The sequence below is a fragment of the Erwinia rhapontici genome (genome assembly GCF_020683125.1).
Taxonomy (GTDB): Bacteria; Pseudomonadota; Gammaproteobacteria; order Enterobacterales; family Enterobacteriaceae; genus Erwinia; species Erwinia rhapontici.
Map to the genome: position 1 here is coordinate 3,888,072 of NZ_CP085627.1, position 24,057 is coordinate 3,912,128.

At 56.4% G+C, this 24,057-nt stretch carries 19 protein-coding genes; 2 read left to right on the forward strand and 17 right to left on the reverse strand.

What is annotated here, in order from left to right:
- The first annotated feature begins 36 nt into the window (after positions 1–36).
- Positions 37–2,592: a DNA mismatch repair protein MutS gene (mutS, locus tag LJN55_RS18000; protein ID WP_227534974.1), complete on the forward strand. Its 2,556-nt coding sequence runs from the start codon at positions 37–39 to the stop codon at positions 2,590–2,592.
- Positions 2,593–2,836: 244 nt separating this feature from the next.
- On the opposite strand, the gene narI is transcribed toward mutS, so the two are convergent.
- The 5 genes from narI to LJN55_RS18025 are packed head-to-tail and all read right to left on the reverse strand — an operon-like array spanning position 2,837 to position 10,971.
- Positions 2,837–3,514, reverse strand: a complete 678-nt coding sequence (gene narI / locus LJN55_RS18005) for a respiratory nitrate reductase subunit gamma (RefSeq protein WP_227534975.1) — start codon at positions 3,512–3,514, stop codon at positions 2,837–2,839.
- 3 nt (positions 3,515–3,517) lie between these two features.
- Positions 3,518–4,243, reverse strand: coding sequence for a nitrate reductase molybdenum cofactor assembly chaperone (narJ, locus tag LJN55_RS18010; RefSeq protein WP_227534976.1), 726 nt, complete (start codon positions 4,241–4,243; stop codon positions 3,518–3,520).
- Positions 4,240–5,787 carry a nitrate reductase subunit beta gene (gene narH / locus LJN55_RS18015; RefSeq protein WP_227534977.1) on the reverse strand — a complete coding sequence of 516 codons (1,548 nt, stop codon included), beginning with the start codon at positions 5,785–5,787 and terminating at the stop codon, positions 4,240–4,242. The genes narJ and narH overlap by 4 nt, the downstream gene beginning before the upstream one ends.
- Positions 5,784–9,545 carry a nitrate reductase subunit alpha gene (locus tag LJN55_RS18020; RefSeq protein ID WP_227534978.1) on the reverse strand — a complete coding sequence of 1,254 codons (3,762 nt, stop codon included), beginning with the start codon at positions 9,543–9,545 and terminating at the stop codon, positions 5,784–5,786. The genes narH and LJN55_RS18020 overlap by 4 nt, the downstream gene beginning before the upstream one ends.
- Before the next feature lie 37 nt (positions 9,546–9,582).
- On the reverse strand, positions 9,583–10,971 hold the full coding sequence (locus LJN55_RS18025; RefSeq protein WP_133846011.1) for a NarK family nitrate/nitrite MFS transporter: 1,389 nt from the start codon (positions 10,969–10,971) through the stop codon (positions 9,583–9,585).
- 329 nt (positions 10,972–11,300) lie between these two features.
- On the opposite strand from LJN55_RS18025, the gene narL reads away from it, so the two are divergent.
- On the forward strand, positions 11,301–11,972 hold the full coding sequence (gene narL / locus LJN55_RS18030) for a two-component system response regulator NarL (protein ID WP_133846012.1): 672 nt from the start codon (positions 11,301–11,303) through the stop codon (positions 11,970–11,972).
- Between the two features lie 92 nt (positions 11,973–12,064).
- Here narL and rpoS read toward each other — a convergent pair whose 3' ends face one another.
- The 12 genes from rpoS to LJN55_RS18090 all read right to left on the reverse strand — a co-directional run bounded on the left by rpoS (position 12,065) and on the right by LJN55_RS18090 (position 23,964).
- Positions 12,065–13,057, reverse strand: coding sequence for an RNA polymerase sigma factor RpoS (gene rpoS / locus LJN55_RS18035; RefSeq protein ID WP_133846013.1), 993 nt, complete (start codon positions 13,055–13,057; stop codon positions 12,065–12,067).
- 49 nt (positions 13,058–13,106) lie between these two features.
- Positions 13,107–14,225, reverse strand: a complete 1,119-nt coding sequence (nlpD, locus tag LJN55_RS18040) for a murein hydrolase activator NlpD (protein WP_227534979.1) — start codon at positions 14,223–14,225, stop codon at positions 13,107–13,109.
- A 167-nt stretch (positions 14,226–14,392) separates the two neighbouring features.
- Positions 14,393–15,019 (reverse strand): protein-L-isoaspartate(D-aspartate) O-methyltransferase, encoded by a 627-nt coding sequence (locus LJN55_RS18045; protein WP_133846015.1) that lies wholly within the window; start codon positions 15,017–15,019, stop codon positions 14,393–14,395.
- Positions 15,013–15,774, reverse strand: coding sequence for a 5'/3'-nucleotidase SurE (gene surE / locus LJN55_RS18050; RefSeq protein ID WP_133846016.1), 762 nt, complete (start codon positions 15,772–15,774; stop codon positions 15,013–15,015). The genes LJN55_RS18045 and surE overlap by 7 nt, the downstream gene beginning before the upstream one ends.
- A 168-nt stretch (positions 15,775–15,942) precedes the next feature.
- Positions 15,943–17,031, reverse strand: coding sequence for a fatty acid desaturase family protein (locus tag LJN55_RS18055; protein ID WP_133846017.1), 1,089 nt, complete (start codon positions 17,029–17,031; stop codon positions 15,943–15,945).
- The gene (locus LJN55_RS18060; protein ID WP_227534981.1) at positions 17,028–18,128 is read right to left on the reverse strand and encodes an acyl-CoA desaturase; all 1,101 of its coding nucleotides are present in this window, start codon (positions 18,126–18,128) and stop codon (positions 17,028–17,030) included. The genes LJN55_RS18055 and LJN55_RS18060 overlap by 4 nt, the downstream gene beginning before the upstream one ends.
- Positions 18,121–19,242, reverse strand: coding sequence for a sterol desaturase family protein (locus tag LJN55_RS18065; protein WP_212813221.1), 1,122 nt, complete (start codon positions 19,240–19,242; stop codon positions 18,121–18,123). Before LJN55_RS18065 ends, LJN55_RS18060 begins: the two co-directional genes overlap by 8 nt.
- Positions 19,239–19,850: a phosphatase PAP2 family protein gene (locus tag LJN55_RS18070; RefSeq protein ID WP_227534984.1), complete on the reverse strand. Its 612-nt coding sequence runs from the start codon at positions 19,848–19,850 to the stop codon at positions 19,239–19,241. Before LJN55_RS18070 ends, LJN55_RS18065 begins: the two co-directional genes overlap by 4 nt.
- Positions 19,847–21,136, reverse strand: a complete 1,290-nt coding sequence (locus LJN55_RS18075) for a F390 synthetase-related protein (RefSeq protein ID WP_212815663.1) — start codon at positions 21,134–21,136, stop codon at positions 19,847–19,849. The genes LJN55_RS18070 and LJN55_RS18075 overlap by 4 nt, the downstream gene beginning before the upstream one ends.
- Complete coding sequence (locus tag LJN55_RS18080) at positions 21,133–21,939, reverse strand: MBL fold metallo-hydrolase (protein ID WP_133846021.1); 807 nt, start codon at positions 21,937–21,939, stop codon at positions 21,133–21,135. The genes LJN55_RS18075 and LJN55_RS18080 overlap by 4 nt, the downstream gene beginning before the upstream one ends.
- Positions 21,932–22,948 carry an NAD-dependent epimerase/dehydratase family protein gene (locus tag LJN55_RS18085; protein ID WP_167863271.1) on the reverse strand — a complete coding sequence of 339 codons (1,017 nt, stop codon included), beginning with the start codon at positions 22,946–22,948 and terminating at the stop codon, positions 21,932–21,934. The genes LJN55_RS18080 and LJN55_RS18085 overlap by 8 nt, the downstream gene beginning before the upstream one ends.
- Positions 22,945–23,964, reverse strand: a complete 1,020-nt coding sequence (locus tag LJN55_RS18090; RefSeq protein WP_227534985.1) for a 3-oxoacyl-[acyl-carrier-protein] synthase III C-terminal domain-containing protein — start codon at positions 23,962–23,964, stop codon at positions 22,945–22,947. The genes LJN55_RS18085 and LJN55_RS18090 overlap by 4 nt, the downstream gene beginning before the upstream one ends.
- Between the last annotated feature and the right edge of the window lie 93 nt (positions 23,965–24,057).

The following is a 24,057-nucleotide window of genomic DNA, read 5'->3' on the forward strand; positions in this document are numbered from 1 at the left end:
GGCAAGGATTTTCAATGGATTGGAGCATTCCACCTGATGAAAGACACCGAAAATTTATCCTCGCATACGCCGATGATGCAGCAGTATCTTCGCCTCAAGGCTGACCATCCGGAGATTCTGCTGTTCTATCGTATGGGTGACTTCTACGAACTGTTCTATGACGATGCAAAACGCGCCTCTCAGCTGCTGGAAATCTCCCTGACCAAACGCGGTGCCTCGGCCGGTGAACCGATCCCGATGGCGGGCGTGCCTTATCACTCACTGGAAAACTACCTGGCGAAGCTGGTACAGCTGGGCGAATCGGTGGCGATTTGCGAACAGATCGGTGATCCGGCGTTAAGCAAAGGTCCGGTTGAGCGTAAAGTGGTGCGCATTGTCACCCCCGGCACCATCAGCGACGAAGCCCTGCTGAATGAACGTCAGGACAACCTGCTCGCGGCGATCTGGCAAAGCCAGCGCGGCTTTGGTTATGCCACACTCGATATCAGCTCCGGCCGTTTCCGCCTGGCTGAACCAACCGATCTTGAAACCATGGCAGCCGAACTGCAACGTACCAACCCGGCAGAGCTGCTGTACCCGGAAGACTTCGCCGCGATGGCGTTGATTGAAAACCGTCGTGGCCTGCGCCGTCGTCCGCTGTGGGAATATGAGCTGGACACCGCGCGCCAGCAGCTAAATCTGCAGTTCGCCACCCGCGATCTCAGCGGCTTTGGCGTCGAACAGGCGTATCATGCCCTGCGCGCCGCGGGCTGCCTGTTGCAGTACGTCAAAGATACTCAGCGCACCTCGCTGCCGCATATCCGCGCGTTGACGATGGAGCGCCAGCAGGATGGCATTATTATGGATGCCGCCACCCGCCGTAATCTGGAGATCACTCAGAACCTCTCGGGGGGCATTGAGAACACCCTCGCCTCGGTGTTGGATAAAACCGTGACGCCGATGGGCAGCCGTATGCTGAAACGCTGGCTGCATATGCCGGTGCGCGATACCCAGATCATTAGCCAACGCCAGCAGAGCATCAGTGCGTTGCAGGATCGCCATGAGGGCCTGACGCCATTGCTGCGTCAGGTCGGCGATCTCGAGCGAATTCTGGCGCGTCTGGCACTGCGCACGGCACGTCCACGCGACCTGGCGCGTATGCGCCACGCTTTCCAGCAATTACCTTTACTGAACCGCGAGTTGGAAAATACCGAGATTGCGCACCTGCAAACCCTGCGTGGTCAAATGGGTGAATTTACCGAACTGCGCGAGCTGCTGGAACGCGCCATTATTGAGGCACCGCCTGTGCTGGTGCGCGATGGCGGTGTGATTGCCCCCGGCTACAATGACGAACTGGACGAATGGCGTGCGCTGGCAGACGGTGCGACCGACTATCTGGATCGTCTGGAGATCCGCGAACGCGAAAAACTGGGGCTGGATACGCTGAAGGTCGGCTTTAATGGCGTTCACGGCTATTACATCCAGGTCAGTCGCGGACAGAGTCATCTGGTACCTATCCACTATGTACGCCGTCAGACGCTGAAAAATGCCGAACGCTACATTATTCCTGAGCTGAAAGAATATGAAGATAAGGTGCTGACCTCCAAAGGGAAGGCGCTGTCGCTGGAGAAAGCGTTATACGACCAGCTGCTCGATATGCTGCTGCCGCATCTGGAAGCCCTGCAGGACAGTGCGGCTGCGCTGGCCGAACTGGATGTGTTAAGTAACCTGGCGGAACGCGCCTGGACGCTCAACTACAGCTGCCCGACACTGACCGATAAGCCGGGAATTAAACTGACCGGCGGCCGCCATCCGGTGGTGGAACAGGTACTGAAAGAGCCGTTTATCGCCAACCCCCTGTCGCTCTCTCCTCAGCGTCGCATGCTGGTGGTAACCGGGCCTAACATGGGCGGTAAAAGTACCTATATGCGTCAGGCGGCGCTGATCACCCTGATGGCATACATCGGCAGCTTTGTGCCTGCAACCCAGGCCGTGATTGGCCCGGTGGACCGTATATTTACCCGCGTCGGTGCAGCCGACGATCTGGCTTCAGGCCGTTCAACCTTTATGGTCGAGATGACGGAAACCGCCAATATCCTGCATAACGCCACCGAATTCAGCCTGGTATTGATGGATGAGATTGGGCGCGGAACCTCAACCTATGATGGTCTGTCACTGGCCTGGGCCTGTGCCGAAAGTCTGGCCAGCCGCATCAAGGCGATGACTTTGTTTGCCACTCACTATTTCGAACTGACCACACTGCCGGAACAGATTGAAGGCGTGGCGAACGTGCATCTGGATGCCGTGGAACATGGCGATACCATCGCCTTTATGCACAGCGTGCAGGAGGGAGCAGCCAGTAAAAGCTACGGGCTCGCCGTCGCTGCACTGGCCGGTGTGCCAAAAGAGGTGATTAAACGTGCGCGCCAGAAGCTGAAAGAGCTGGAAGCGTTATCAGGCAGCGCGGCAGCGACGAAAGCCGACGGATCGCAGCTTCCGTTGCTGGTGGAGGAGACTTCACCGGCATTAGAAGCCCTTGAAGCGCTGGACCCGGATTCACTCTCACCGCGCCAGGCGCTGGAGTGGATCTATCGGTTGAAGTCTCTGGTGTAACACAGCCAGGGCGGGTCATGACCCGCCCCTACGCTAATATCAAAGGTATATCGTAGGAGCGGACATGGCCCGCCCCTACGCCAATATCAAAGGTATATCGTAGGAGCGGACATGGCCCGCCCCTACGCCAATATCAAAGGTATATCGTTGTAGCGGGTCATGGCCCGCCCCTACGCCAATATCAAAGGTATATCGTAGGGGCCAGGCATGCCTGGCCCTCGGATGGTGAATTGCACTGAGATCATCAGCGACGGTTACGCACCAGTTGGTAGCGGCGCGTAAGGTATTCAACTGGCGCACTCCAGATATGCACCAGACGGCAGAACGGGAACAGTAAGAACAGCGTCATTCCCAGTACCATATGCAGACGGAAAATTACCGCCACACCATCAAGATGGTGTGATGCCCCGCCCTGGAACGTCACGATACTCTGCGCCCAGCTTGTCAGCTTCAGCATCTCGCTGCCGTCCATATGCTGAGCCGAGAAGTGAATGGTGGTCAGCCCCAGAAACGCCTGCAGCACCAGCAGCATCATGATCATAATATCAGCAGCACTACTGGTGGCACGGACCCGCGCATCGGTCAGACGGCGTTTAAGCAACAATCCCCCGCCAATCAGCGTCATCGCACCAAAAATCCCGCCCGCAATCATCGCCAGCAACTGTTTATGCGCCGCGGACAGAAAAGGCTCGTAGATCCAGTGTGGGGTCAGCAGGCCCACGAAATGCCCCAGCAGGATCCCGATAATCCCCACGTGAAACAGGTTCGATGCCAGCCTCATTCCTTTCTTACTTAACATCTGGCTGGAGCCTGCGCGCCAGCTGTATTGCCCGTAGTCGTAACGCAGCCAGCTACCCACCAGAAATACGGTCCCGGCGAGATAAGGATAAATATCAAAGAAGAACTGATTTAAAAATGCCATGATTTACTCTCCTCTCGCCGCCTGGCTTGACGCTGAAATATCGAGGTACTGTGGCATCACTGCCGCAGAAGAACGCGGTTGCTGTGCAGGTTCGCAGCCACTACCGCCCGGATTCATCTGAGCGATAAACGCCACCTGCTCCTCTTCCCATACGGCATCCAGCGCAGCGGGCGTATCATCGCGCGCTTCCTGAGCCACCTGCTCCTGGAGCAATGCAGGGTTCGCACTGCTGCCAGACAGCGCCAGCAGTAGCGAAAACAGCGGCGCAAAATCACTCTGTCGCTCCTCCAGTCTTGCCGCCAGCAGCGCCAGAATCGGCGCGACATCCTGAAGGCCTCGCCGGATGCGAGCCCGATCTCCTTGCGCCAGATATTCCAGGTACAGCGGTAAAAAGTCCGGTAACTCTTTCGCATTCAGCTCCAGTCCATCAGCACGGTATTGCGCCAACAGATCCACCATTGCCTGGCCGCGATCGCGCGATTCGCCGTGCACATGTTCAAACAGCAGCAGCGATGTCGCCCGGCCACGATCAAACAGCTCGCAGTACTCTGCCTGCCTGTCCAGCAGTGGCCGGGAGGCTGATTTCTGGATCAGACTGACCAACAACTTCTGCTGCTCAGCATCCAGTTCTTCCGCCTGTGCCAGGGCGGCAAGCACCTCATCCTGGTGGTCGAGAAAGTCCTGCTGTGGGTAATCAAGCAAACGGGCAATAATACGCAGAGCGATCATGATTTGTTCTCCGCGTCATAAGGGGTTTTCTTCGATACATCGATCGCATCAATACGGCGGCTGTTAAACAGGTTAAATTTAACGTCACTGCCGTGGCAGCCATCACCAAAACTAAAACCGCAACCTTTGCTTTCCGGGAACGCCTCACGCGCCATTTCGCGATGACTGCTCGGGATGACAAAGCGGTCTTCGTAGTTGGCAATCGCCAGATAGCGATACATTTCCTGCGCCTGTGCTTCCGTCAGACCCACCTGCTCCAGCGCACGGACATCATGAACGCCGTCAACGGTTTCTGCGCGCTTGTAGTGACGCATCGCCATCAGGCGATTGAGTGCCTGCAGTACCGGTGCAGTGTCTCGGGCCGTCAGCAGATTAGCGAGGTACTGCACCGGAATACGCAGGCTCTCCACGTCCGGCAGTACACCGCTGTGCGCCAGCATTCCGGCATCCGATACCGACTGAATCGGTGACAGCGGCGGGACGTACCACACCATCGGTAACGTGCGATATTCAGGATGCAGCGGCAGCGCCAGCTTCCAGTCCATCGCCATTTTGTACACCGGAGACTGTTGCGCCGCATCGATCACGCTCTGCGGCACACCGTCTTTTAGCGCCTGGGCAATCACGGCCGGATCGTGGGGATCGAGAAACACATCCAGCTGACTTTGATAGAGATCTTTTTCGTTCTCTACCGCCGCAGCCTGCTCAATACGGTCAGCGTCATACAGCAGCACACCGAGATAGCGAATACGGCCTACGCAGGTTTCCGAGCACACGGTCGGCTGGCCGGATTCGATACGCGGATAGCAGAAAATGCATTTTTCCGACTTGCCACTTTTCCAGTTGAAGTAGATCTTTTTGTAAGGGCAGCCGGTAATGCACATGCGCCAGCCGCGACACTTATCCTGGTCGATCAGCACGATGCCATCTTCCTCACGCTTATAGATCGCTCCACTCGGACAGGTTGCCACACAGGTCGGATTCAGACAGTGCTCACACAATCGTGGCAGATACATCATGAAGGTGTTTTCGAACTGTCCGTACATCTCCTTCTGCATGTTGTCGAAGTTTTTATCCTGTGAGCGTTTTGAAAATTCGCCGCCGAGGATCTCCTCCCAGTTCGGGCCATTTTCGATCTTCTTCATGCGTTTGCCGGTGATCAGCGATCGCGGGCGAGCAATCGGCTGATGTTTCCCGGCAGGGGCGTTGTGCAGATGCTGATAATCAAAGTCGAACGGCTCGTAATAATCATCCAGCCCGGGGACATCGGGGTTGGCAAAGATTTTCGCTAGCACGCCCACACGGTTTCCCATACGTGGCACCAGCCTGCCGTTGATCTTACGGATCCACCCCCCCTTCCATTTTTCCTGATCCTCCCAGGCATGAGGGAAGCCCACACCCGGTTTGCTTTCAACGTTATTGAACCAGGCATATTCCATACCTTCACGGCTGGTCCAGACGTTTTTACAGGTCACCGAACAGGTGTGACAGCCAATACATTTGTCGAGATTGAGCACCATCCCGACCTGAGAACGAATTTTCATTGGCCTGCCTCCTGCTGACTACCCTGGCAATCATCGTTGCCTTCACCATCTAACCAGTTAATCTGATTCATTTTTCTCACAATCACGAACTCGTCCCGGTTGGAACCGACGGTGCCGTAATAGTTAAAGCTGTAAGCCAGTTGCGCATAGCCACCAATCATATGAGTCGGTTTAGGGCACACGCGCGTGACGGAGTTATGGATACCACCGCGCTGGCTGGTGATCTCCGACCCGGGAATATTCACGATGCGTTCCTGAGCGTGATACATCATGGTCATGCCCGCCGGGACGCGCTGGCTGACAACCGCACGGGCGGTCAGTGCACCGTTGGCGTTAAACGCCTCGATCCAGTCGTTATCGACGATCCCCAGCGCCTGCGCATCCTCCTCACTCATCCAGACAATCGGCCCGCCGCGAGACAGCGTCAGCATCAACAGGTTGTCGCTGTAAGTGGAGTGAATGCCCCATTTCTGGTGCGGCGTCAGGAAGTTCAGCGCTCTTTCCGGGTTACCGTTCGGCTTTTTGTTCAGCAGCGGCTGCACCGTGCGGGTATCAATCGGCGGACGATAGACCAGCAGGCTTTCACCAAAGTCACGCATCCACTGATGATCCTGATACAGCTGCTGGCGGCCACTTAGGGTACGCCACGGGATCAGTTCATGGACGTTGGTATAGCCAGCGTTATAAGAGACGTGTTCATCTTCCAGGCCTGACCAGGTCGGGCTGGAGATAATTTTGCGCGGCTGCGCCTGAATATCGCGGAAGCGGATCTTTTCATCTTCTTTATTCAGCGCCAGATGGGTGTGATCGCGTCCGGTAAACTCGCCCAGTGCCTGCCAGGCTTTTACCGCGACCTGACCATTGGTTTCCGGTGCCAGCGACAGGATGACCTCGGCAGCATCAATCGCGCTGTTGATGTTCGGACGGCCGGCTGCCGGGCCTTCTGCCTTGACGTAGTTGAGTTTTTTCAGGAAATCGACTTCCGTCTGGGTATTCCAACTGATGCCTTTACCGCCATTGCCCAGCGTATCCAACAGCGGGCCCAGCGAGGTAAAGCGTTCCCAGGTCGCCGGATAGTCGCGCTCGACGGTGACAATATGGGGTGCGGTTTTCCCAGGGATCAGATCGCACTCGCCCCGGTGCCAGTCCTGTACCCCCAACGGCTGCGCCAGTTCCGCAGCCGAGTCATGCTGAATCGGTTGGAGCACCACATCGGTTTCTTTACCCAGATGACCGATGCAAAGTTCAGAGAAAGTTTTGGCAATGCCTTTGTAGATCTCCCAGTCACTGCGGGATTCCCAGGCCGGATCGACCGCCGCCGACAGGGGATGAATAAACGGATGCATATCCGAAGTATTCATATCGTCTTTTTCATACCAGGTGGCGGTTGGCAGAACAATATCGGAATAGAGGCAGGTGCTGGACATACGGAAATCGAGGGTCACCACCAGATCGAGTTTTCCTGTGCCCGGATTATCCTGCCACTCAACCTCCTGCGGTTTGACAGCCCCCTGCGCACCCAGGTCGGTCCCCTGAATACCATTTTCCGTCCCCAGCAGATATTTCAGCAGGTACTCATGCCCCTTACCGGATGACCCCAGCAGGTTGGATCGCCAGACAAACAGGTTACGCGGGAAATTCTGCTCATTATCTGGCTGTTCAGCGGCAAAGCGCAGGCTGCCCTCTTTCAAACCGTCGACGGTGAAATCCAGCGGTGTTTTACCTGCAGCCTGTGCCTGCGCAGCAAGGCGCAGCGGATTGGTATTTAATTGCGGGGCGGAAGGCAGCCAGCCCATGCGTTCGGAACGCACGTTAAAGTCAATCAGGCTGCCGCCGTAGCGCGATTTATCGGCCAGCGGTGACAGCAACTCATCAGTGCGCAATGTTTCATAGCGCCACTGGCTGGAGTGGTTGTAGAAGAATGAGGTGCCGTTCATCTGGCGCGGTGGACGCTGCCAGTCAAGGCCGAAGGCCAGCGGCAACCAGCCCGTTTGCGGACGGAGCTTCTCCTGACCAACATAGTGCGCCCAACCGCCGCCGCTCTGCCCCACGCAGCCACAGAACACCAGCATATTGATCAAACCCCGGTAGTTCATGTCCATGTGATACCAGTGGTTCAGGCCGGCACCAACGATAATCATCGAACGTCCACGGGTTTTTTCGGCGGTTTCTGCAAATTCACGCGCTATACGCACAATATTCTGGCGGGATACGCCAGTGATCTGTTCTGCCCAGGCCGGGGAATATGCTTTCACTTCGTCATAGCTGGCGGCACAGTTAGCATCATCCAGCCCGCGATCTACGCCGTAGTTTGCCAGCGTCAGATCATACACGCTGGTGACAAGGGCACTCGATCCATCGGCCAGTTGCAGCCGTTTTACCGGCAGCCTGTGCAGCAGAATTTCATCCAACTGCACGCGGTTGAAATTCGGGTTATCTATTGCACCAAAGTAAGGGAAGCCGACATCGACCAGCTCGTCATACTGGCCCAGCAGGCTCAGTTGCAGCTCCACTTCCTGCTGGTTTTTACCTTCACGCTGCTCAAGGTTCCATTTGCCTTTCTCACCCCAGCGGAAACCAATTGACCCCTGCGGGGCCACCAGCTCACCGTTTTTCTGGTTAATGGCGATGGTTTTCCACTGCGGGTTATTCTCCTGCCCCAACCCGTCCACCAGATCGCTGGCGCGCAGCATACGTCCGGCTGCGTAATAGCCACCTTCGCGCTGCTCCAGCAGCACCAGCATCGGCATATCGCTGTACTGGCGCACATAGTTGCGGAAATACTCCACCTCACGCTGCTGGTGGAACTCGGTCAGGATCACATGACCGAACGCCAGCGCCAGCGCGCTGTCAGTACCCTGCTTCGGGCTCAACCAGTGATCGCACAGCTTGGCAATTTCGGCGTAGTCCGGGGTGATCGCAACGGTTTTGGTGCCTTTATAGCGGACTTCGGTAAAGAAGTGTGCATCCGGGGTTCGCGTCTGCGGCACGTTACTGCCCCAGGCAAGAATATACGCAGAGTTATACCAGTCAGCCGACTCGGGAACATCGGTCTGCTCACCCCACGTCATGGGTGATGCTGGTGGCAGGTCGCAGTACCAGTCATAAAAGCTCAGACAGATGCCGCCAATCAGTGAGAGATAGCGTGAACCGGCCGCATAGGACACCATCGACATCGCCGGAATAGGCGAGAACCCGATAATACGGTCAGGCCCGAACGCTTTAGCCGTATAGATATTGGCGGCGGCAATCAGTTCATTCACTTCTTGCCAGTCGGCACGAACAAAACCGCCGCGCCCACGAGCCTCTTTATAGCTTTTTGCCTGCTCCGTATTTTCCACAATCGACTGCCAGGCGAGGACCGGGTCACTGTGCTGCGCTTTTGCCGCGCGCCAAAGACTGACCAGGCGTTTGCGCACCAGCGGGTATTTCAGGCGGTTGGCGCTGTACAGATACCAGGAGTAACTGGCACCACGCGGACAACCGCGCGGCTCGTGGTTAGGCAGGTCGGGTCGGGTACGCGGGTAGTCCGTTTGCTGGGTTTCCCAGGTCACCAGACCATTTTTGACATAGATCTTCCAGCTGCACGAACCGGTGCAGTTCACACCGTGAGTAGAGCGGACGATTTTGTCATGCTGCCAGCGGCTGCGGTAACCATCCTCCCAGTCACGGTTGGTGTTCAGTGTTTGCCCGTGCTGGCCGGAGAACGGCTCACCCAACTGTTTAAAATAACGTAACCGATCAAGAAACTTGCTCATTCGACATGCTCCAAAAACACTAAAAGGATGCTCGCGTTTATTTCGTTTTTTTACGGCCGTAAACCAGCCAGGTAATCGCGATACAGATCAGATAAAACACCAGGAACACCTTCATCGCTCCGGCGGGTGAACCGCTGAGTGACAGTGACATTCCGAAAGTTTGCGGGATAAAGAACCCACCCAGTGCGCCAATTGCCGAGATAAAACCGAGTGCGGCACTGGTATCGGTAACGGCTTCGTGCTGGGCGGCTTCATCGCTTCCGCCTGCTGCCTTAACCCGATCAATGGTGATTTTGCGGAAGATGACGGCAATCATCTGGAAGGTGGAACCACTCCCCAGGCCCGCCGCGAAGAACAGCACCATAAACACGCCATAAAAGGCGATAAATGAACCTGACTGGCCTTCACCCGGAAGCGTCAGGAACAGCAGTGCGGTAAATACCGCCATCAGAATGAAGGTGAACAGCGATACCCGCACGCCACCAAGGCGATCGGAGACGATGCCACCCGCAGAGCGTGCCAGTGCCCCAATAAAGGGACCAAAGAAGGCGTAATGCATGATGACCACATCGGGGAATTGTGTTTTGGACAGCATGGCAAAACCGGCAGAGAAACCGATAAACGATCCGAACGTTGCAAGGTACAACAGCGACAGAATCCACAGATGCCCGCGTTTCAGCACGGGCAGTTGCTGGCGCAGAGAACTTTTCGCCGCAGCCAGATCGTTCATACCAAACCAGGCGGCGAACGTGGCGATGAGCAAGAACGGCACCCACATCCAGGCCGCATTTTCTAACCACAGCCCATTTTCTGCATGAGAAGACGGGCCGCTAAACCAGCTAAACAAGGCTACCGAGATAGCGATGGGCGCAAACAACTGCATCACGCTGACACCCAGGTTACCTAACCCGCCATTAATGCCCAGCGCGGCACCCTGACGGGCCTTCGGGAAGAAGAAGCTGATGTTGCCCATGCTGGAAGCGAAGTTAGCCCCGGCAAAACCGCACAGCAGAGAGATCACCACAAATACGGCAAAGGGCGTGGCTGGGTTTTGCACGGCAAAACCCAGCCAGATGCAGGGCACCAGCATTAGAGCAGTGCTGAACGCCGTCCAGCGACGGCCACCAAATACCGGGACCACAAACGAATAGGGGACTCGCAGCAGCGCACCGGAAACCGACGGCAGCGCGGTCAGCAGGAACAGTTGATCGGTAGTGAAGTTGAAACCGACTTTATTGAGATTGACTGCAACGGTGCTAAACAGCATCCAGACGCAGAAGGCGAGTAACAGGCAGAACACAGAAATCCACAAATTGCGGCTGGCAATCCGTTTACCAGTTTGTTGCCAGAAAACGACGTTCTCAGGCTGCCAGTCCTGAATAAGCGCACGATTTTCCGTCCCTGGCGATGCGTTAATTTTCGACATAATTTTCTCACTGACTGTGTATTTATCAGCCTATCCTGGGCATCTCAGGCATTGTTTAAATTGACGTGTATCAATCAGGTTGCAGGTGAGAACATGCCCATGCAGAGGGAGTATGTCGGTTAATGTGGAGGGGGTAGGATATTAAGATGAATATAATCAGTTAGTTAATATCACTATATTGTTTTATTTGCTGAACCATCAAAATACAGATATTTAGTATTACCACAAAATAGGTATGGGAATAGAAGGGCCAATCGGTGACAATCCTCCGCTGCCACTTCATCTGAAGAGATAGCATTCCGCGAATCGGCCACCAGCAGGAAGACAGGATGACAACCCAGCTTACGCAATTGCTCTCCAACAAACCCGCCAGTGTATTATTGATCGACGATCATCCGATGATCCGTAACGGGCTTAAGCAACTTATCGGTCTCGATTCACGTCTGTGCGTAGTAGGGGAAGCCAGTAACGGGGCGGATGGTGTGGCGCTGGCAGAACAGCTTGAAGCGGATTTGATCCTGCTCGATCTGAATATGCCCGGCATGAATGGTCTGGACACACTGGAACAGCTGCGGGCTATTGATGCCTGCGGTCACATTGTGGTTTTCAGCGTGTCAGATTATGAAGATGATGTGATCAATGCATTGAAACGTGGGGCTGATGGCTACCTGTTGAAAGATATGGAGCCTGAAAGCCTGTTGGAGTGCCTGCATCGGGCTGCTGCCGGGGAGCTGGTATTGAGTCATACCCTGCCCTCTTTGCTGGCCGCCAGTCTTCGCCAGCAACGTGCCCCACCACTGGCCGAAAAACCGGACTTCACCACACGCGAGCGCGATGTTCTCCGGTTAATCGCCCAGGGCATGAGTAATAAGCTGATTGCCCGCAGACTGGGGATCAGTGAAAGTACTGTGAAGGTGCATGTCAAACATCTGTTGAAAAAACTGAATATGAAATCCCGCGTCGAGGCCGCCGTCTGGGCACTTCAATGCGGAGAGGTGTGAGATAACCTGTAGGCAAAAAAAAACGGTGACCGAAGTCACCGTTTCTCACATTACTTTATTCATCAGGCGGTTGCGCAACCTGTCCCGCTTAATTATTCACGAAACAGGGCTTCAATGTTCAGCCCCTGAGCCTGCAGGATCTCACGCAGGCGGCGTAAACCTTCAACCTGAATCTGGCGTACACGCTCGCGGGTCAACCCAATTTCACGACCCACATCTTCCAGTGTTGCCGCTTCATAGCCCAACAGGCCGAAACGACGTGCCAGCACTTCACGCTGCTTGGCGTTCAGTTCGAACAACCATTTAACGATGCTTTGTTTCATATCATCGTCCTGCGTGGTGTCTTCCGGGCCGTTCTCTTTCTCATCGGCCAGGATGTCCAGCAGCGCTTTTTCAGAATCACCGCCCAGAGGCGTATCAACTGAGGTAATGCGTTCGTTGAGACGCAGCATCCGGCTGACATCATCAACAGGTTTATCTAACTTCTCGGCAATCTCTTCCGCACTTGGCTCATGGTCGAGCTTATGGGAAAGTTCACGCGCGGTACGCAGATAAACATTCAATTCTTTCACGATATGAATCGGCAGGCGGATAGTACGGGTTTGATTCATTATCGCCCGTTCAATCGTCTGACGAATCCACCATGTGGCATACGTTGAGAAGCGGAAGCCTCTTTCCGGGTCAAACTTCTCTACGGCGCGGATCAGACCGAGGTTACCTTCTTCAATCAAGTCCAGCAGTGCCAGACCACGATTGCTGTAGCGACGGGCGATCTTCACCACCAGACGCAGGTTACTTTCGATCATGCGACGACGAGAAGGAATGTCACCACGGAGTGCACGACGAGCGAAGAACACTTCTTCCTCTGCCGTAAGCAACGGAGAATAACCAATCTCTCCTAAGTAGAGCTGCGTTGCATCCAGTACGCGCTGGGTTGCGCCCTGTGATAACAGCTCTTCTTCTGCTAAGTCGTTATCACCAGGTTCATTTCCGACAAGTGCCTTCTCGTCAAAAACCTCAGCTCCGTTTTCGTCGAATTCCGCGTCTTCATTTAACTCGTTAACTTTCAGCGTATTCTGGCTCATAAGCGGCTCCTACCCGTGATCTCAGGGCAGAACACCAGGTTCTGCCGGATTAACGTTGCGGTAAATAGCGCAACGGATTTACGGATTTCCCCTTGTAACGAATTTCAAAGTGCAATCTAACCGAACTCGTGCCGGTACTACCCATTGTGGCGATCTTCTGACCCGCTTTCACTTCTTGTTGTTCACGGACCAGCATGGAATCGTTGTGGGCATACGCACTCAGGTAGTCATCATTATGTTTGATGATAATCAAATTACCGTAGCCACGCAGAGCGTTACCGGCATAAACCACGCGGCCAGAGGCGGTGGAGATGACGGACTGACCGCGCGAACCCGCGATATCGATGCCTTTATTGCCCCCTTCGGAAGCAGAGAAGTTATCGATGATCTTACCGTCTGTCGGCCAACGCCAGCTTCCCACAGGGGTTGCGCTGTCTGTTGTACTACTGACGGTCGGGGCGGTAACCGGAACTGTTGTCGTTGCAGCAGTTTGCCCGGACGAAGGCAACATTTTGCCTTCACTTGGTGTACCTGAATCCTCAGAATACGTAATTACCGGTTGGTGTGCAACCGTTCCGGTGTTCATTTGTGAACCGGAAGAGGCCGTGGTCACGCCACCCGCATTCGCATCTGCTGCCGTGACTGCGTTGCCCCCAGTGATTGGGGTACCAGAGCCGTTAGCTACCTGTAATTGCTGGCCAACGTTGAGCCCATAAGGCGCGGCAACGTTATTGCGCTGGGCAAGATCACGGAAATCGTTACCGGTAATCCAGGCAATATAGAACAGCGTATCACCCCGTTTTACGGTGTAGGTATCGCCGCCATAACTACCTTTAGGAATATTCCCATAACTACGGTTGTACACAATTCGACCGTTTTCGGTAACCACATTCTGATTCTGGCTCGCGCTGGCAGAAGAGGAGGAAATCATTCCCCCACCCGACGCCGGAGGGCGAGCCGGGCGGATAAACCCGCCGTTGCTGCCACCGGAGCTGCTGTTCATGCCCGGGTTGCCAGAATTGCTGCTCATCATGCCGGAGTCATTTCCGCCAACAGAGCTGATGGGGGCCTGCGCGTTATCGCTGCTGGTACAACCTGCCAGCCAAAATCCTACCAATGAAACGGCCGCAAGACGGCGTAACTTAAATACTGGGCTTCCCGTGCTCATTCAATCCCCCATTACGGCAATGCTTTGACGAAAAAAATATAAACAACATAACAGCTGCACGACCGACGGCATTAAGCCCGCATGCGCAAATTTAGTCAGATACTAGCAATATCAATGACTGCGTGCCATGAAACAGTTGTATAGAAATATCCTGGTTGTTGCGGATATCAGGCAAGATCACCTTTTACCAGTGGGACAAAACGGACGGCCTCCACGGTATCGATGATAAATTCGTCACCTTTACGGCGAATGCGCTGCAAAACCTGCTGCTCTTCCCCCACAGGCAACACCATGATACCGCCCTCATCAAGCTGCGACATCAATGCTTCAGGAATTTCGGGCGGTGCTGCCGTGACAATAATTGCATCAAACGGCCCACGCGACGGCCAGCCAAGCCAGCCATCACCATGACGGGTAGAGACATTATGCAGATCCAGCTGCTTCAGGCGGCGCTTGGCCTGCCACTGCAAACCTTTAATCCGCTCGACGGAGAAAACATGTTCCACCAGATTGGCCAGAATGGCGGTCTGATAACCGGAGCCCGTGCCGATTTCCAGCACGCGTGACTCCGGCGTCAGGGCCAGCAGGGACGTCATTTTTGCGACCATGTAAGGCTGGGAAATCGTCTGCCCTGACCCTATCGGCAACGCTGTATTTTCCCAGGCTTTATGTTCAAAAGCCTCATCAACAAAGCGTTCACGCGGCACATCTTCAATGGCTTTCAGCAGCCGTTCATCATCAATACCCTGTTGCCGCAATTGTGCCAACAGTGTATCTATCCGCCCACTCACCATTCGCGATTGACCTCAACATTGGCTAACCAGGAAGAGACGACCTCCTGCGCGGCATGAGCAGTCAGGTCAACATGCAGTGCGGTCACCGAGACATAACCCTCATCAACAGCGGCAAAATCCGTGTCCGGGCCGGCATCAAGCTTTTCACCCGGCGGCCCAATCCAGTACATCGTATTACCGCGCGGGTCCTGCTGTGGGATGGCCTGATCGCTGGGATGGCGGCTGCCACAACGGGTGACGCGAATCCCTTTGATTTGATCGAGCGGCAAATCTGGCACATTAATATTCAAAATACGCCCGGTGCGCAGTGGCTCGCGCAGTAACGCTTTCAGGATTGAACAGGTGACGGCAGCGGCGGTGTCGTAATGCACATGCCCGTCAAGGGAGACCGCCAGCGCAGGCAGGCCCAGATGACGTCCTTCCATCGCAGCGGCTACCGTGCCTGAATAAATCACATCATCGCCCAGATTGGGGCCCGCATTGATTCCTGACACCACGATATCCGGCTTAGGACGCATCAGGGTATTCACCCCGAGGTAGACGCAGTCAGTCGGCGTGCCCATCTGCACCGCAATATCCCCGTTAGGATAGTTAAAGGTACGCAGAGGGGTTTCCAGCGTCAGCGAGTTCGACGCTCCACTACGATTACGATCGGGCGCGACAACCTGCACCTCAGCAAACTCACGCAGCGCTTTTGCCAGCGTCTGTATGCCTGGCGCATGGATACCGTCATCGTTACTCAGTAAAATGCGCATTGAGACCTAACCTGTTGATAAATTTTGTTCACCCTCCCCCGAAAACTGACTCGTGTTCCCGGGGCGTCGGATGCGGCTGAAAACATTTTAGCTGGATGCGCCAGGGAGTGGTAGGTGTAAATATCTGGTAAATAAAGGATGCCAGTGAGCCATCGCAGGGCGGGCCGATCAGCTTTCGGCCTTGTCTTCCCCCAGTTCCTGTAAAAAACGTTGCTGCGAACTCATCAGTTGAGTGAGCGTCAGGCACTGATAATCATAACCATAACGTGCGGCGATCTGCGCAATGATCCCCGCCAGCATCGGGTAGTGACGATGGTTCCAGTGGGGGAACAGATGATGCGTTAAGTGCAGATTCATTCCGCCCAACCAGTAACCCAGCCAGTGCGGCCGCGTCGTCCAGTCGCAGGTTGTCGCAAACAAGTGACTGTAGCGGCTGTGGGGCAATTTCCCCTGTTCGGTGGGCTGGTAGCTGTTTCCTTTCGCCCAGTGAGTACCGATAATCAGCATGACAAAAACCAGCGATGCCAGCATCTGACAGGAAAGATAAACCAGCACGATTGTGCCGATGCCTAATGAAGGCGGCAACAGCCATAAGGGCAGCGCCAGCACCAGTAAAAAATGGCCCACTTTTACCAGTAAAAAAGCCGCCCAGCCTTTAATACCCTGCAAGCGCATTTTCGCCCCTACGCGTGTCTGCCCGGCGCGATCCAGCCAGTCAAACAGCCAGATATAATAGGGAAACGTCAGAGCAGCCACCAGCGGCCAGTAATAGCGCTGATAGCGCATTAGCGGGCGCAGGCGCTGAAAACGCGACTGGCGAAGAATGCCATTCTCTTCCATATCCGGGTCATACCCGATGACATTATTTCCGGTGTGATGCATCAGCACATGGCGCACACGCCAGCACTCCGGGTCCAGCCCCAGCGGAATGGTAGCCAGCACATTCAGCCAGCGATTGGCCGATTTTGACCTGAAAAAAGCCTGATGCGAGGCATCATGTACCACGTTGATCGTCAGCAGCATGGCAAAGAAACTGACCCCGGCCTGGCAAGCCGCCCAGCCCGTCCAGTGAGTCTGCTGCAGGCCAAGCCAGCCGCAACCGGCAGCCAGTAAGGCCAGCAGCACCGCTTTGGCGATCATCGCCCCGTTGGCAAAACGGTGGTCGCCGTGCTGATCGAGCCACGCCTGAGTGGCTCGCGTCAACTCGCGGTGAAATTGCAGATTTTCACGGGAAAAACGCAGCGGTGGCGGGTTCATGCAACCTCCTCCGGCTGTCCCATCCGGCGTAAAAATGTCTGCTGACGCCGCAGCAGTTCGCGATAACTGATACAGCGGTAATTCATGCCGTGTTCGCTGGCAAGCCGGGCAAGTCTCTCCGCCAGTGCCGGATAATGCCGGTGATGCCATCCGGGAAACAGATGGTGCGTCAGGTGCATATTTAGCCCGCCAGTGAAATGCCCGATCCAGGCAGGCGAAGGCAGCCAGTCGCAGGCGGTGGCGAAGTTATGGCGATACCAGCCTTGCGGCAGCTTCCCGTCAGGCCCGACCTCGAAAAACTCCGCCTCAGCCCAGTGGGTGCCCAGCAGCAGGAATACCACCAGCAAAGAAGCTACCATCTGGCTACACAGCCAGGCACCCAGCACCACGGACATCGCGATGCCATTCTGTTCTGCAGCCCACAGCGGTACAGCGAGAACCAGCAGCAGATGCAAGACTTTACTGCCGCAAAACAATAGCCAGCCGCGGACACCCGGCATCACACGCCTTTCCGCCAGCGGCGTTTTTCCACAGCGGTCGGCCCAGTCAAACACCCAGGCCAGATACGGCAGCGACAGTGCGGCCACCAGTGGCCAGTAAAGATGCTGCCAGCGCATCCACGGTCGCCAACGCTGATACGGGGTTTGCCGGAAGAAACCGTTCTCTTCGGTATCGAGATCGTAATGTTCGATATTGGCGTAAACATGATGAAAATGGACATGGCGCACGCGCCAGTAATCCGGGTCCAGCCCCAGCGGCAACGTCACCAGGCGGCTGATAAGACGATTAACACGCGGCGAACGGCTGAAGACACCGTGGCTGGCATCATGGTTAACCACAATATTAAGCAGCATTGCCATCAGCATAAACAGGAGATAGCAGAGAACAAATCCACCGCTGCTGGACTGAAGCAGGCTCAGCCCATAGCAGGAGACACAAAGTATCAGTAACACCCCTGCTTTCAGCCAGTCCCCGCGCCCGGCGAAACGATGATCTTTGGATGCGGAAAGATACTGATGCGCTGCACGCTGCAACGCCTGGTGGAATGCCTGTTCGCCGTCCGGAGGATAACGCAGCGGTGGCAGTGAATCAGCCATGTTCTGCCTCCGGGATCAGCACCTGACGCCCCCACCCCGCCGCCAGTGCGATGCTGTGCAGCATCACCAGCAGTGCGCCAGCCAGCCAGATCTCAACCGACTCGCGGCACAGGATAAACCACGCCGGATACGCCAGCCCCACCACCAGCCACAGCAGCGGGCTCCAGCGCCGTCCTTCCGACAACCCACCTAATGCCACCGCCCCGAGCGCCAGTAACACAAACAGCGCCACCTGCTCCCGGCCGATATTTTGATAGCCGTAGCCATATATCCAGACATAACTCGCCACCAGCACAAATAACAGCAGCATACCGCTGGTCAGTGCGCGGGCGCGGCAATGAAACGTGGCCGCGCTTTTCGCCGGAGAAAATGGCAGTTTAAGCAGCCGGAAAAATGGCCGGTTACTGGCCCAGAACGGGTTACGGGATGAGCGCTCCCCACCGGTGCCGAAGCGATACTCTGTTTCTGGCAGGCGGGCAAACGTCCCAAACATTTTGTCCCAGAAAATAAAGCTGCCGCCAAAGTTCTTATCGGAATAAGCGCGATCGCAAACGTGATGGACACGGTGATGATTCGGCGTCACCAGAATATATTCCAGCCAGCCCAGCTTCGGCGTCAGCGCGTTGTGGTTAAACAACTGCACGCTGTAGTGGAAAATCGATACGGTGATAAACACCGACAGCGGCACACCGGCTATCGCCAGCAGCAGGAAAAAGGGAATCGAGGTCAGTGAAGAGTACCAGGAGTTACGCACCCCCAGCGACAGATTAAAGTGCTCGCCCTGGTGATGGACGACGTGCACGGCCCACAGCAGACTGAAACGATGATGCAGGCGGTGCAGCCAGTAAAAGGCAAAATCCCAGGCCAGCAGCGCAAACAGCCACAGTCCCCAGGTCGGCAGCACATCCAGCCAGTGCTGGCTGAAGTGCAGCGCCACATAGCCGTAACAGGTCACCTCAAGGCCACGAAACAGCCACAGCATGATATGGCCGGAGTTGAGGTTAAACACCACATCATGCCAGTTGACCCGCTGCTTATCCTGACGGTTCAGCACCAGCGCCTCGGCCATTACCAGCAAGACCATCGCCACAATCGGCACGACCAGATCACTCATTGCCGCTCTCTCCATGAATAAGGAAACGTCTGTGCTGCCCGCAGGCAGATCCAGCCGCAGACCAGCGCCACCAGCGCACCGCTGACCAGGTCAATAAACAGGTGGCGGCGCAGTTGCAGAATCGATACCGCGATCAGCGCCCCCCACAATAACAATAGCCCGCTGCGCCAGCGTTGTTCAGGCTGATACAGCGCCCAGACCGCCAACAGCGACAGCGCCATATGCAGCGAGGGCAAACAGTTCTGTGTTGAGTCGGCGGCCACCAGCTGCGCCAGCAGATGCGAACTCAGCCCCTGACCGTGATCGATGGGATAGACCAGCGTGGTGGGCCACAGCAAATACACCGCACCGCATACCAGCGCGGTGAGGATCATTGAGCCCGTTAACCAGCGCAGTTTCTCCGGACGGCAGAACAGATAACCCGCGGGGATCAGCAGGAAAAAAGAGAGGTAGAGCCAGATGCCATCGGCACTGAACGGAATCATCCGGTCAACGAAACCGGGGTGCATCACCGTGCCGGGCCCCTGCCAGCGATCGCTGAACGTGTAGATCACGCCGACACTGCCCCAGCCCAACAGCATTGCCACTAAGCGACGTAACAGATTCATACGCCTTCTCCTTTTTGGCGAATAATACGCCGCCGCTTGCGGTCAAACTGCGGCATCAGCGGCTGTACACTGAGCTGCCAGCACAGTCTCTCCGTGGCGATCCCCTGCTGTGCGAACAGCGCAATCAGCGCCTGCTGGCAGGCGACCAGCGACGCTTCATCCGCATCGCTAATCAGCTGCACATCGAGCATCCCCGTCTGCACCAGCCGGTAATCACTGGTCAGCGGCAGGGAACGGGCAATCGCGCGGCTGCACACATCGGCAAAGACGGCCTGCACGTCACCCTTCATATCAGGTAGCAGAAGCTGGTCATCGCGACGTCCTTCTATAGCCTCCAACACCCGGGTCGGCTGCCCGCAAGGGCAAGGTTCATTTGCGGCGACCAGCACATCGTCCAGCCGGTAGCGAATCACGGGCTGAGTGCGGCGACTGAAATCCGTAATCACCGGCGTAAAGCGCCGCTCATCAATCCACTCCGGCTCCACATGGATAAATTCTTCATTAAGATGCAGGCGCCCATGAGAACAGCTGGCCGCGAGAAACCCCTCGGTGGCCTGATAGACCTCGGCCACATCGCCGAACACCGTTTCTAGCAGCTGGCGATCCTGCGGTTCCAGCACTTCCGCTACAGAGATCACCCGGCTGACGCTCAGTTTAAGTTGCCCACCCTGCACGGCCAGTGCCAGCGCCCGCAAGACCTGCGCTGGCGCCACAATAATCGTCGGCGCAAACGCTGGCAGCGTACGCAAATGCTCACTGAACGGTGCGAACAGATCAAAGAACGCCAGGCTCAGCCAGCGGGTATTCACGCTGTGATAGAGATGATTATCGGCACGCAGAAACAGCGCCACACGTTCACCGGAGAGCAGCCCGCGTGGCAGCATCTTCGCCAGCATACCGCCTGCCCAGATGCGCTGCTCCCGTGGACTCACCACAAACACGCCGCGCCGCCCGGATGTGCCGGACGATAAGCCCACGCTGAAGCGCCCGACTTTCGGCGCAAAATCGCGGTCTTGTTCACTTTTCAGGGCACACTGGAGCAGCGTATCGACCTGCAGCCCGGCGGTATTCATCTGATCAAAATGGGTCATCATCTGCGCTTTGTCACTCAGCGGCCATGACGACAACGGCAGATGACAGAACGGGGCATAGAACGGACTTTTCGCCATCACCTGACGGGCAAAACGTTGCAACTGCCTGGCCTGCCACCGCTCAAGCGCGGCGCGATCGCGAAACCGCAGCCGCCGCGCACGGAAGTAGTGCCACAGCATACGTACCGGGATCATAAATCCCCCTCGTGACACAGCAGAATACGCACTTTGCCGCCACGCCAGAGCTGGTGCAGCTGGGTGAGCGTGCGGTAATAGGCGGCGCTGTCATCCATAATCAGACTGGCCAGCCGTGAGGGGCCGCGCAATTTCTGGTAGTTATCCGGGCACCAGGCGGCATCGCTGGCCAGCAGCGTCCAGCCATCATCCTGCAGGATAAACGCGCCAAGATGCCCGGCAGCATGGCCCGGCAGCGCGACCAGCACAATTTCGCCGTTGCTGTCCGGCAGTTGCCAGCCGCGCTCAAAAGGATGAAGTTCAGCGGGAAGATCGACAACGTCGAAGCGCTCAACAAAATGCAGGCGTGACTCAAAATCGGCCGGGATCAGTCCCGGCACAAAAGCATTTTTCAGCGCGCGCACACCTTTCAGGCTGCGGGTTTTCTGCCAGCCCTCCCCGGAGGCGATCATTGGAACGCCCGGAAAATCGTGCAGACCGGCAATATGGTCGCCGTGGAAATGGGAAATAATCAGCCCCTGGATATCATCAGGTTGATATCCGGCCTGGCCGAGCTGCGCCACCAGCGCCTGCTCTGGCGAGAAATAGACCGGGGTCAGCTGTGCATAGAGACGGAAAATGCCTTGACGGGTGTGATCAATAAAGTGGCTGGCGTAGCCGGTATCCCATATCCAGCGACGGTTATTGGCCTCCAGCAACCAGGCTCGGGCAGGAAACTGGCAGACGCGCAGCCCGGCACCGCGCAGTGCCATGCAGCCACGGTGAGTGCAGTAACCCGCTTCGAACGTCGTCAGTTTAGCCACGCTGACCCACTCCCTGCTGCCGCCACCATGCCCCGGTCAGCGCAATCGCCTCATCCATAGAATAATGCGGGCGATAACCCAGTTCATCGATGACACGCTGCTGGCTGAGGGTCATATCCAGGCTCACCGCGCCGACGCTGTAGCGGGTCAGTAACGGCTCACGCCGCGTCAGTAACGCCGCCCCCTCCATCAATGCCGCCACACCGTAAAGCAGGCTGGCAGGCAGTGAGCGGATCGCGCAGTTCAACCCAAGCTGCTGGTTAAGCAACGGGCGCAACACCTCCGCCAGCGTTACCGGCTGCTGATTGGTCACGTTATACACCGCGCCAGAAGCCAGGTCGGGTACATCGGTCGCCAGCCACATTGCCTGCACCACGTTGAGTACAAAGGTCAGATCGAGCAGCGTATTCCCGCCGTTGGGCAGCCGCAGCACGCCATTATCACGCTGAATCTGTGCCAGCAGGCGCGGCACAATCACCCGATCGTGTGGACCAAACAGCGCACGCGGACGCAGCATGACAAAGGTGGTGGCAGGATGCTGTGCCACCCGCTGCAACACCACCTGCTCGGCGGCATATTTGCTGGCAGCATAGTGATTGGCAAAACGCCGGGCGCGGAAGGTTTCATCAATATCGTGATGAGGGGAATAATCGAAATAGATTGAGGGCGTGGAGATATGAATAAAACGCCGAACGCCCCGCTGCCCGGCGGCAGCCGTCAGACGCTCAGTGGCCGTAACATTGGCCTGCCAGAAATCGTCACGCGGCCCCCAGGGCGAGGACTTGGCAGCGCAGTGCCACACGGCCTCAGCCTCGCCGACCAGGTCAGCGCAATCGGCAGCCGAAGCCCGGGCCAGATCCAGGGCGGTAAACTGCGCCCCGCACTGCCGCAGTATCTCTCCCACCGCATCATCACGCCCGGTTGCCAGCACCTGATGCCCGGCCGCCAGCAGCCACTCAACGGCGTTGCGCCCCAGACCACTGGTGGCTCCGGTGACCAGAACCTTCACGGCAGCAGCACCATGCCACCCAGGGTTAACCCGGCGGCGGTACCAATCAGCATCACCGGGCCTTTTTGGAAACGATCGGTGACCATCGCTTCATGCAGCGCGCTGGGAATCGATGCCGCCACCTGGTTTCCGCGATAACGGTAAATATCCACCAGCGCATCACTGCTGACGTTCAGCCGTTTACGCATATGTTCCAGCGACAGGTGGCTGGCCTGATGCGGCACCACCGTGGCGATCTGTGCCAGAGTCAATCCGGCCATCGCCAGCAGGCGCGCCAGATAATCTTCGATCAGCCCCGAGGCCTGACGGAACAGTTTTTTGCCCTGCATATGGAACAGAAAATCGCTGTCGCGCATGCCCGCACGCGGGTTGCAGCGCGTGCCTCCGGCACGGATCTCACAGAGTTCACTGCCATCCGGCCAGCTCTCCATCAGGCAGGAGAGAATGCCGCTTTGCCCGTCACCGCGTTCCACGATGGCGCAGGCCGCGCCGTCGCCGAAGATCAGCGATGACTCTTCATGCTCCCAGTCAATACCGCGTGACGCCAGCTCAGTCGACACAATAGCAATGCGCCGATAGGCACCGCAGTTCACTAATCCCCCCGCCACCTGCAACGCCGAAATAAAGCTGACGCAGCTGCTGTTAATATCAAACACCGCGGTGCCCGGCGTCAGAGGCGACAGCTTGAGCACCTGTATGGCACTGCATGGCAATGCCTGGACGGCGATGGCCGAGGCGAAGATGAGCAAATCAATGGAAGCCGGGTCGATATGTTGTGCACTTAGTGCAGCGGCCAGCGCATCGGCGCCCAGTTGCGCCTGACTGGCCAGGTGATCGGCATGAAAGCGATGAGCGATACCCGAGCGTTTTTCAACATAGCCGGGTTTCATACCCAGACGTTCGTCGAGCATCGCTGAGGTGACGCAGCCGGGAGGCAGGGCCACACCGCTGGCAATAATCTTCAAAGGCACGAAAGCCGTTGTGCTATCCGGCACTGGCAGATGGGGTTGGTTCATCCGTATTCCCATTAACAAAATTGTTAAATTATTGCGCATTGTAACGGAAGTACGGGTTCTCGCAAAATCGCCAGAAAAGAAGAAGATAGCGGG

What these genes read in the sequence shown, in the direction of transcription:
- mutS (WP_227534974.1), top strand. Translation starts at nt 37, where the DNA reads ATGAAAGACACCGAAAATTTATCCTCGCATACGCCGATGATGCAGCAG.
- narI (WP_227534975.1), bottom strand. Translation starts at nt 3,514, where the DNA reads ATGGCATTTTTAAATCAGTTCTTCTTTGATATTTATCCTTATCTCGCC.
- narJ (WP_227534976.1), bottom strand. Translation starts at nt 4,243, where the DNA reads ATGATCGCTCTGCGTATTATTGCCCGTTTGCTTGATTACCCACAGCAG.
- narH (WP_227534977.1), bottom strand. Translation starts at nt 5,787, where the DNA reads ATGAAAATTCGTTCTCAGGTCGGGATGGTGCTCAATCTCGACAAATGT.
- LJN55_RS18020 (WP_227534978.1), bottom strand. Translation starts at nt 9,545, where the DNA reads ATGAGCAAGTTTCTTGATCGGTTACGTTATTTTAAACAGTTGGGTGAG.
- LJN55_RS18025 (WP_133846011.1), bottom strand. Translation starts at nt 10,971, where the DNA reads ATGTCGAAAATTAACGCATCGCCAGGGACGGAAAATCGTGCGCTTATT.
- narL (WP_133846012.1), top strand. Translation starts at nt 11,301, where the DNA reads ATGACAACCCAGCTTACGCAATTGCTCTCCAACAAACCCGCCAGTGTA.
- rpoS (WP_133846013.1), bottom strand. Translation starts at nt 13,057, where the DNA reads ATGAGCCAGAATACGCTGAAAGTTAACGAGTTAAATGAAGACGCGGAA.
- nlpD (WP_227534979.1), bottom strand. Translation starts at nt 14,225, where the DNA reads ATGAGCACGGGAAGCCCAGTATTTAAGTTACGCCGTCTTGCGGCCGTT.
- LJN55_RS18045 (WP_133846015.1), bottom strand. Translation starts at nt 15,019, where the DNA reads ATGGTGAGTGGGCGGATAGATACACTGTTGGCACAATTGCGGCAACAG.
- surE (WP_133846016.1), bottom strand. Translation starts at nt 15,774, where the DNA reads ATGCGCATTTTACTGAGTAACGATGACGGTATCCATGCGCCAGGCATA.
- LJN55_RS18055 (WP_133846017.1), bottom strand. Translation starts at nt 17,031, where the DNA reads ATGAACCCGCCACCGCTGCGTTTTTCCCGTGAAAATCTGCAATTTCAC.
- LJN55_RS18060 (WP_227534981.1), bottom strand. Translation starts at nt 18,128, where the DNA reads ATGGCTGATTCACTGCCACCGCTGCGTTATCCTCCGGACGGCGAACAG.
- LJN55_RS18065 (WP_212813221.1), bottom strand. Translation starts at nt 19,242, where the DNA reads ATGAGTGATCTGGTCGTGCCGATTGTGGCGATGGTCTTGCTGGTAATG.
- LJN55_RS18070 (WP_227534984.1), bottom strand. Translation starts at nt 19,850, where the DNA reads ATGAATCTGTTACGTCGCTTAGTGGCAATGCTGTTGGGCTGGGGCAGT.
- LJN55_RS18075 (WP_212815663.1), bottom strand. Translation starts at nt 21,136, where the DNA reads ATGATCCCGGTACGTATGCTGTGGCACTACTTCCGTGCGCGGCGGCTG.
- LJN55_RS18090 (WP_227534985.1), bottom strand. Translation starts at nt 23,964, where the DNA reads ATGAACCAACCCCATCTGCCAGTGCCGGATAGCACAACGGCTTTCGTG.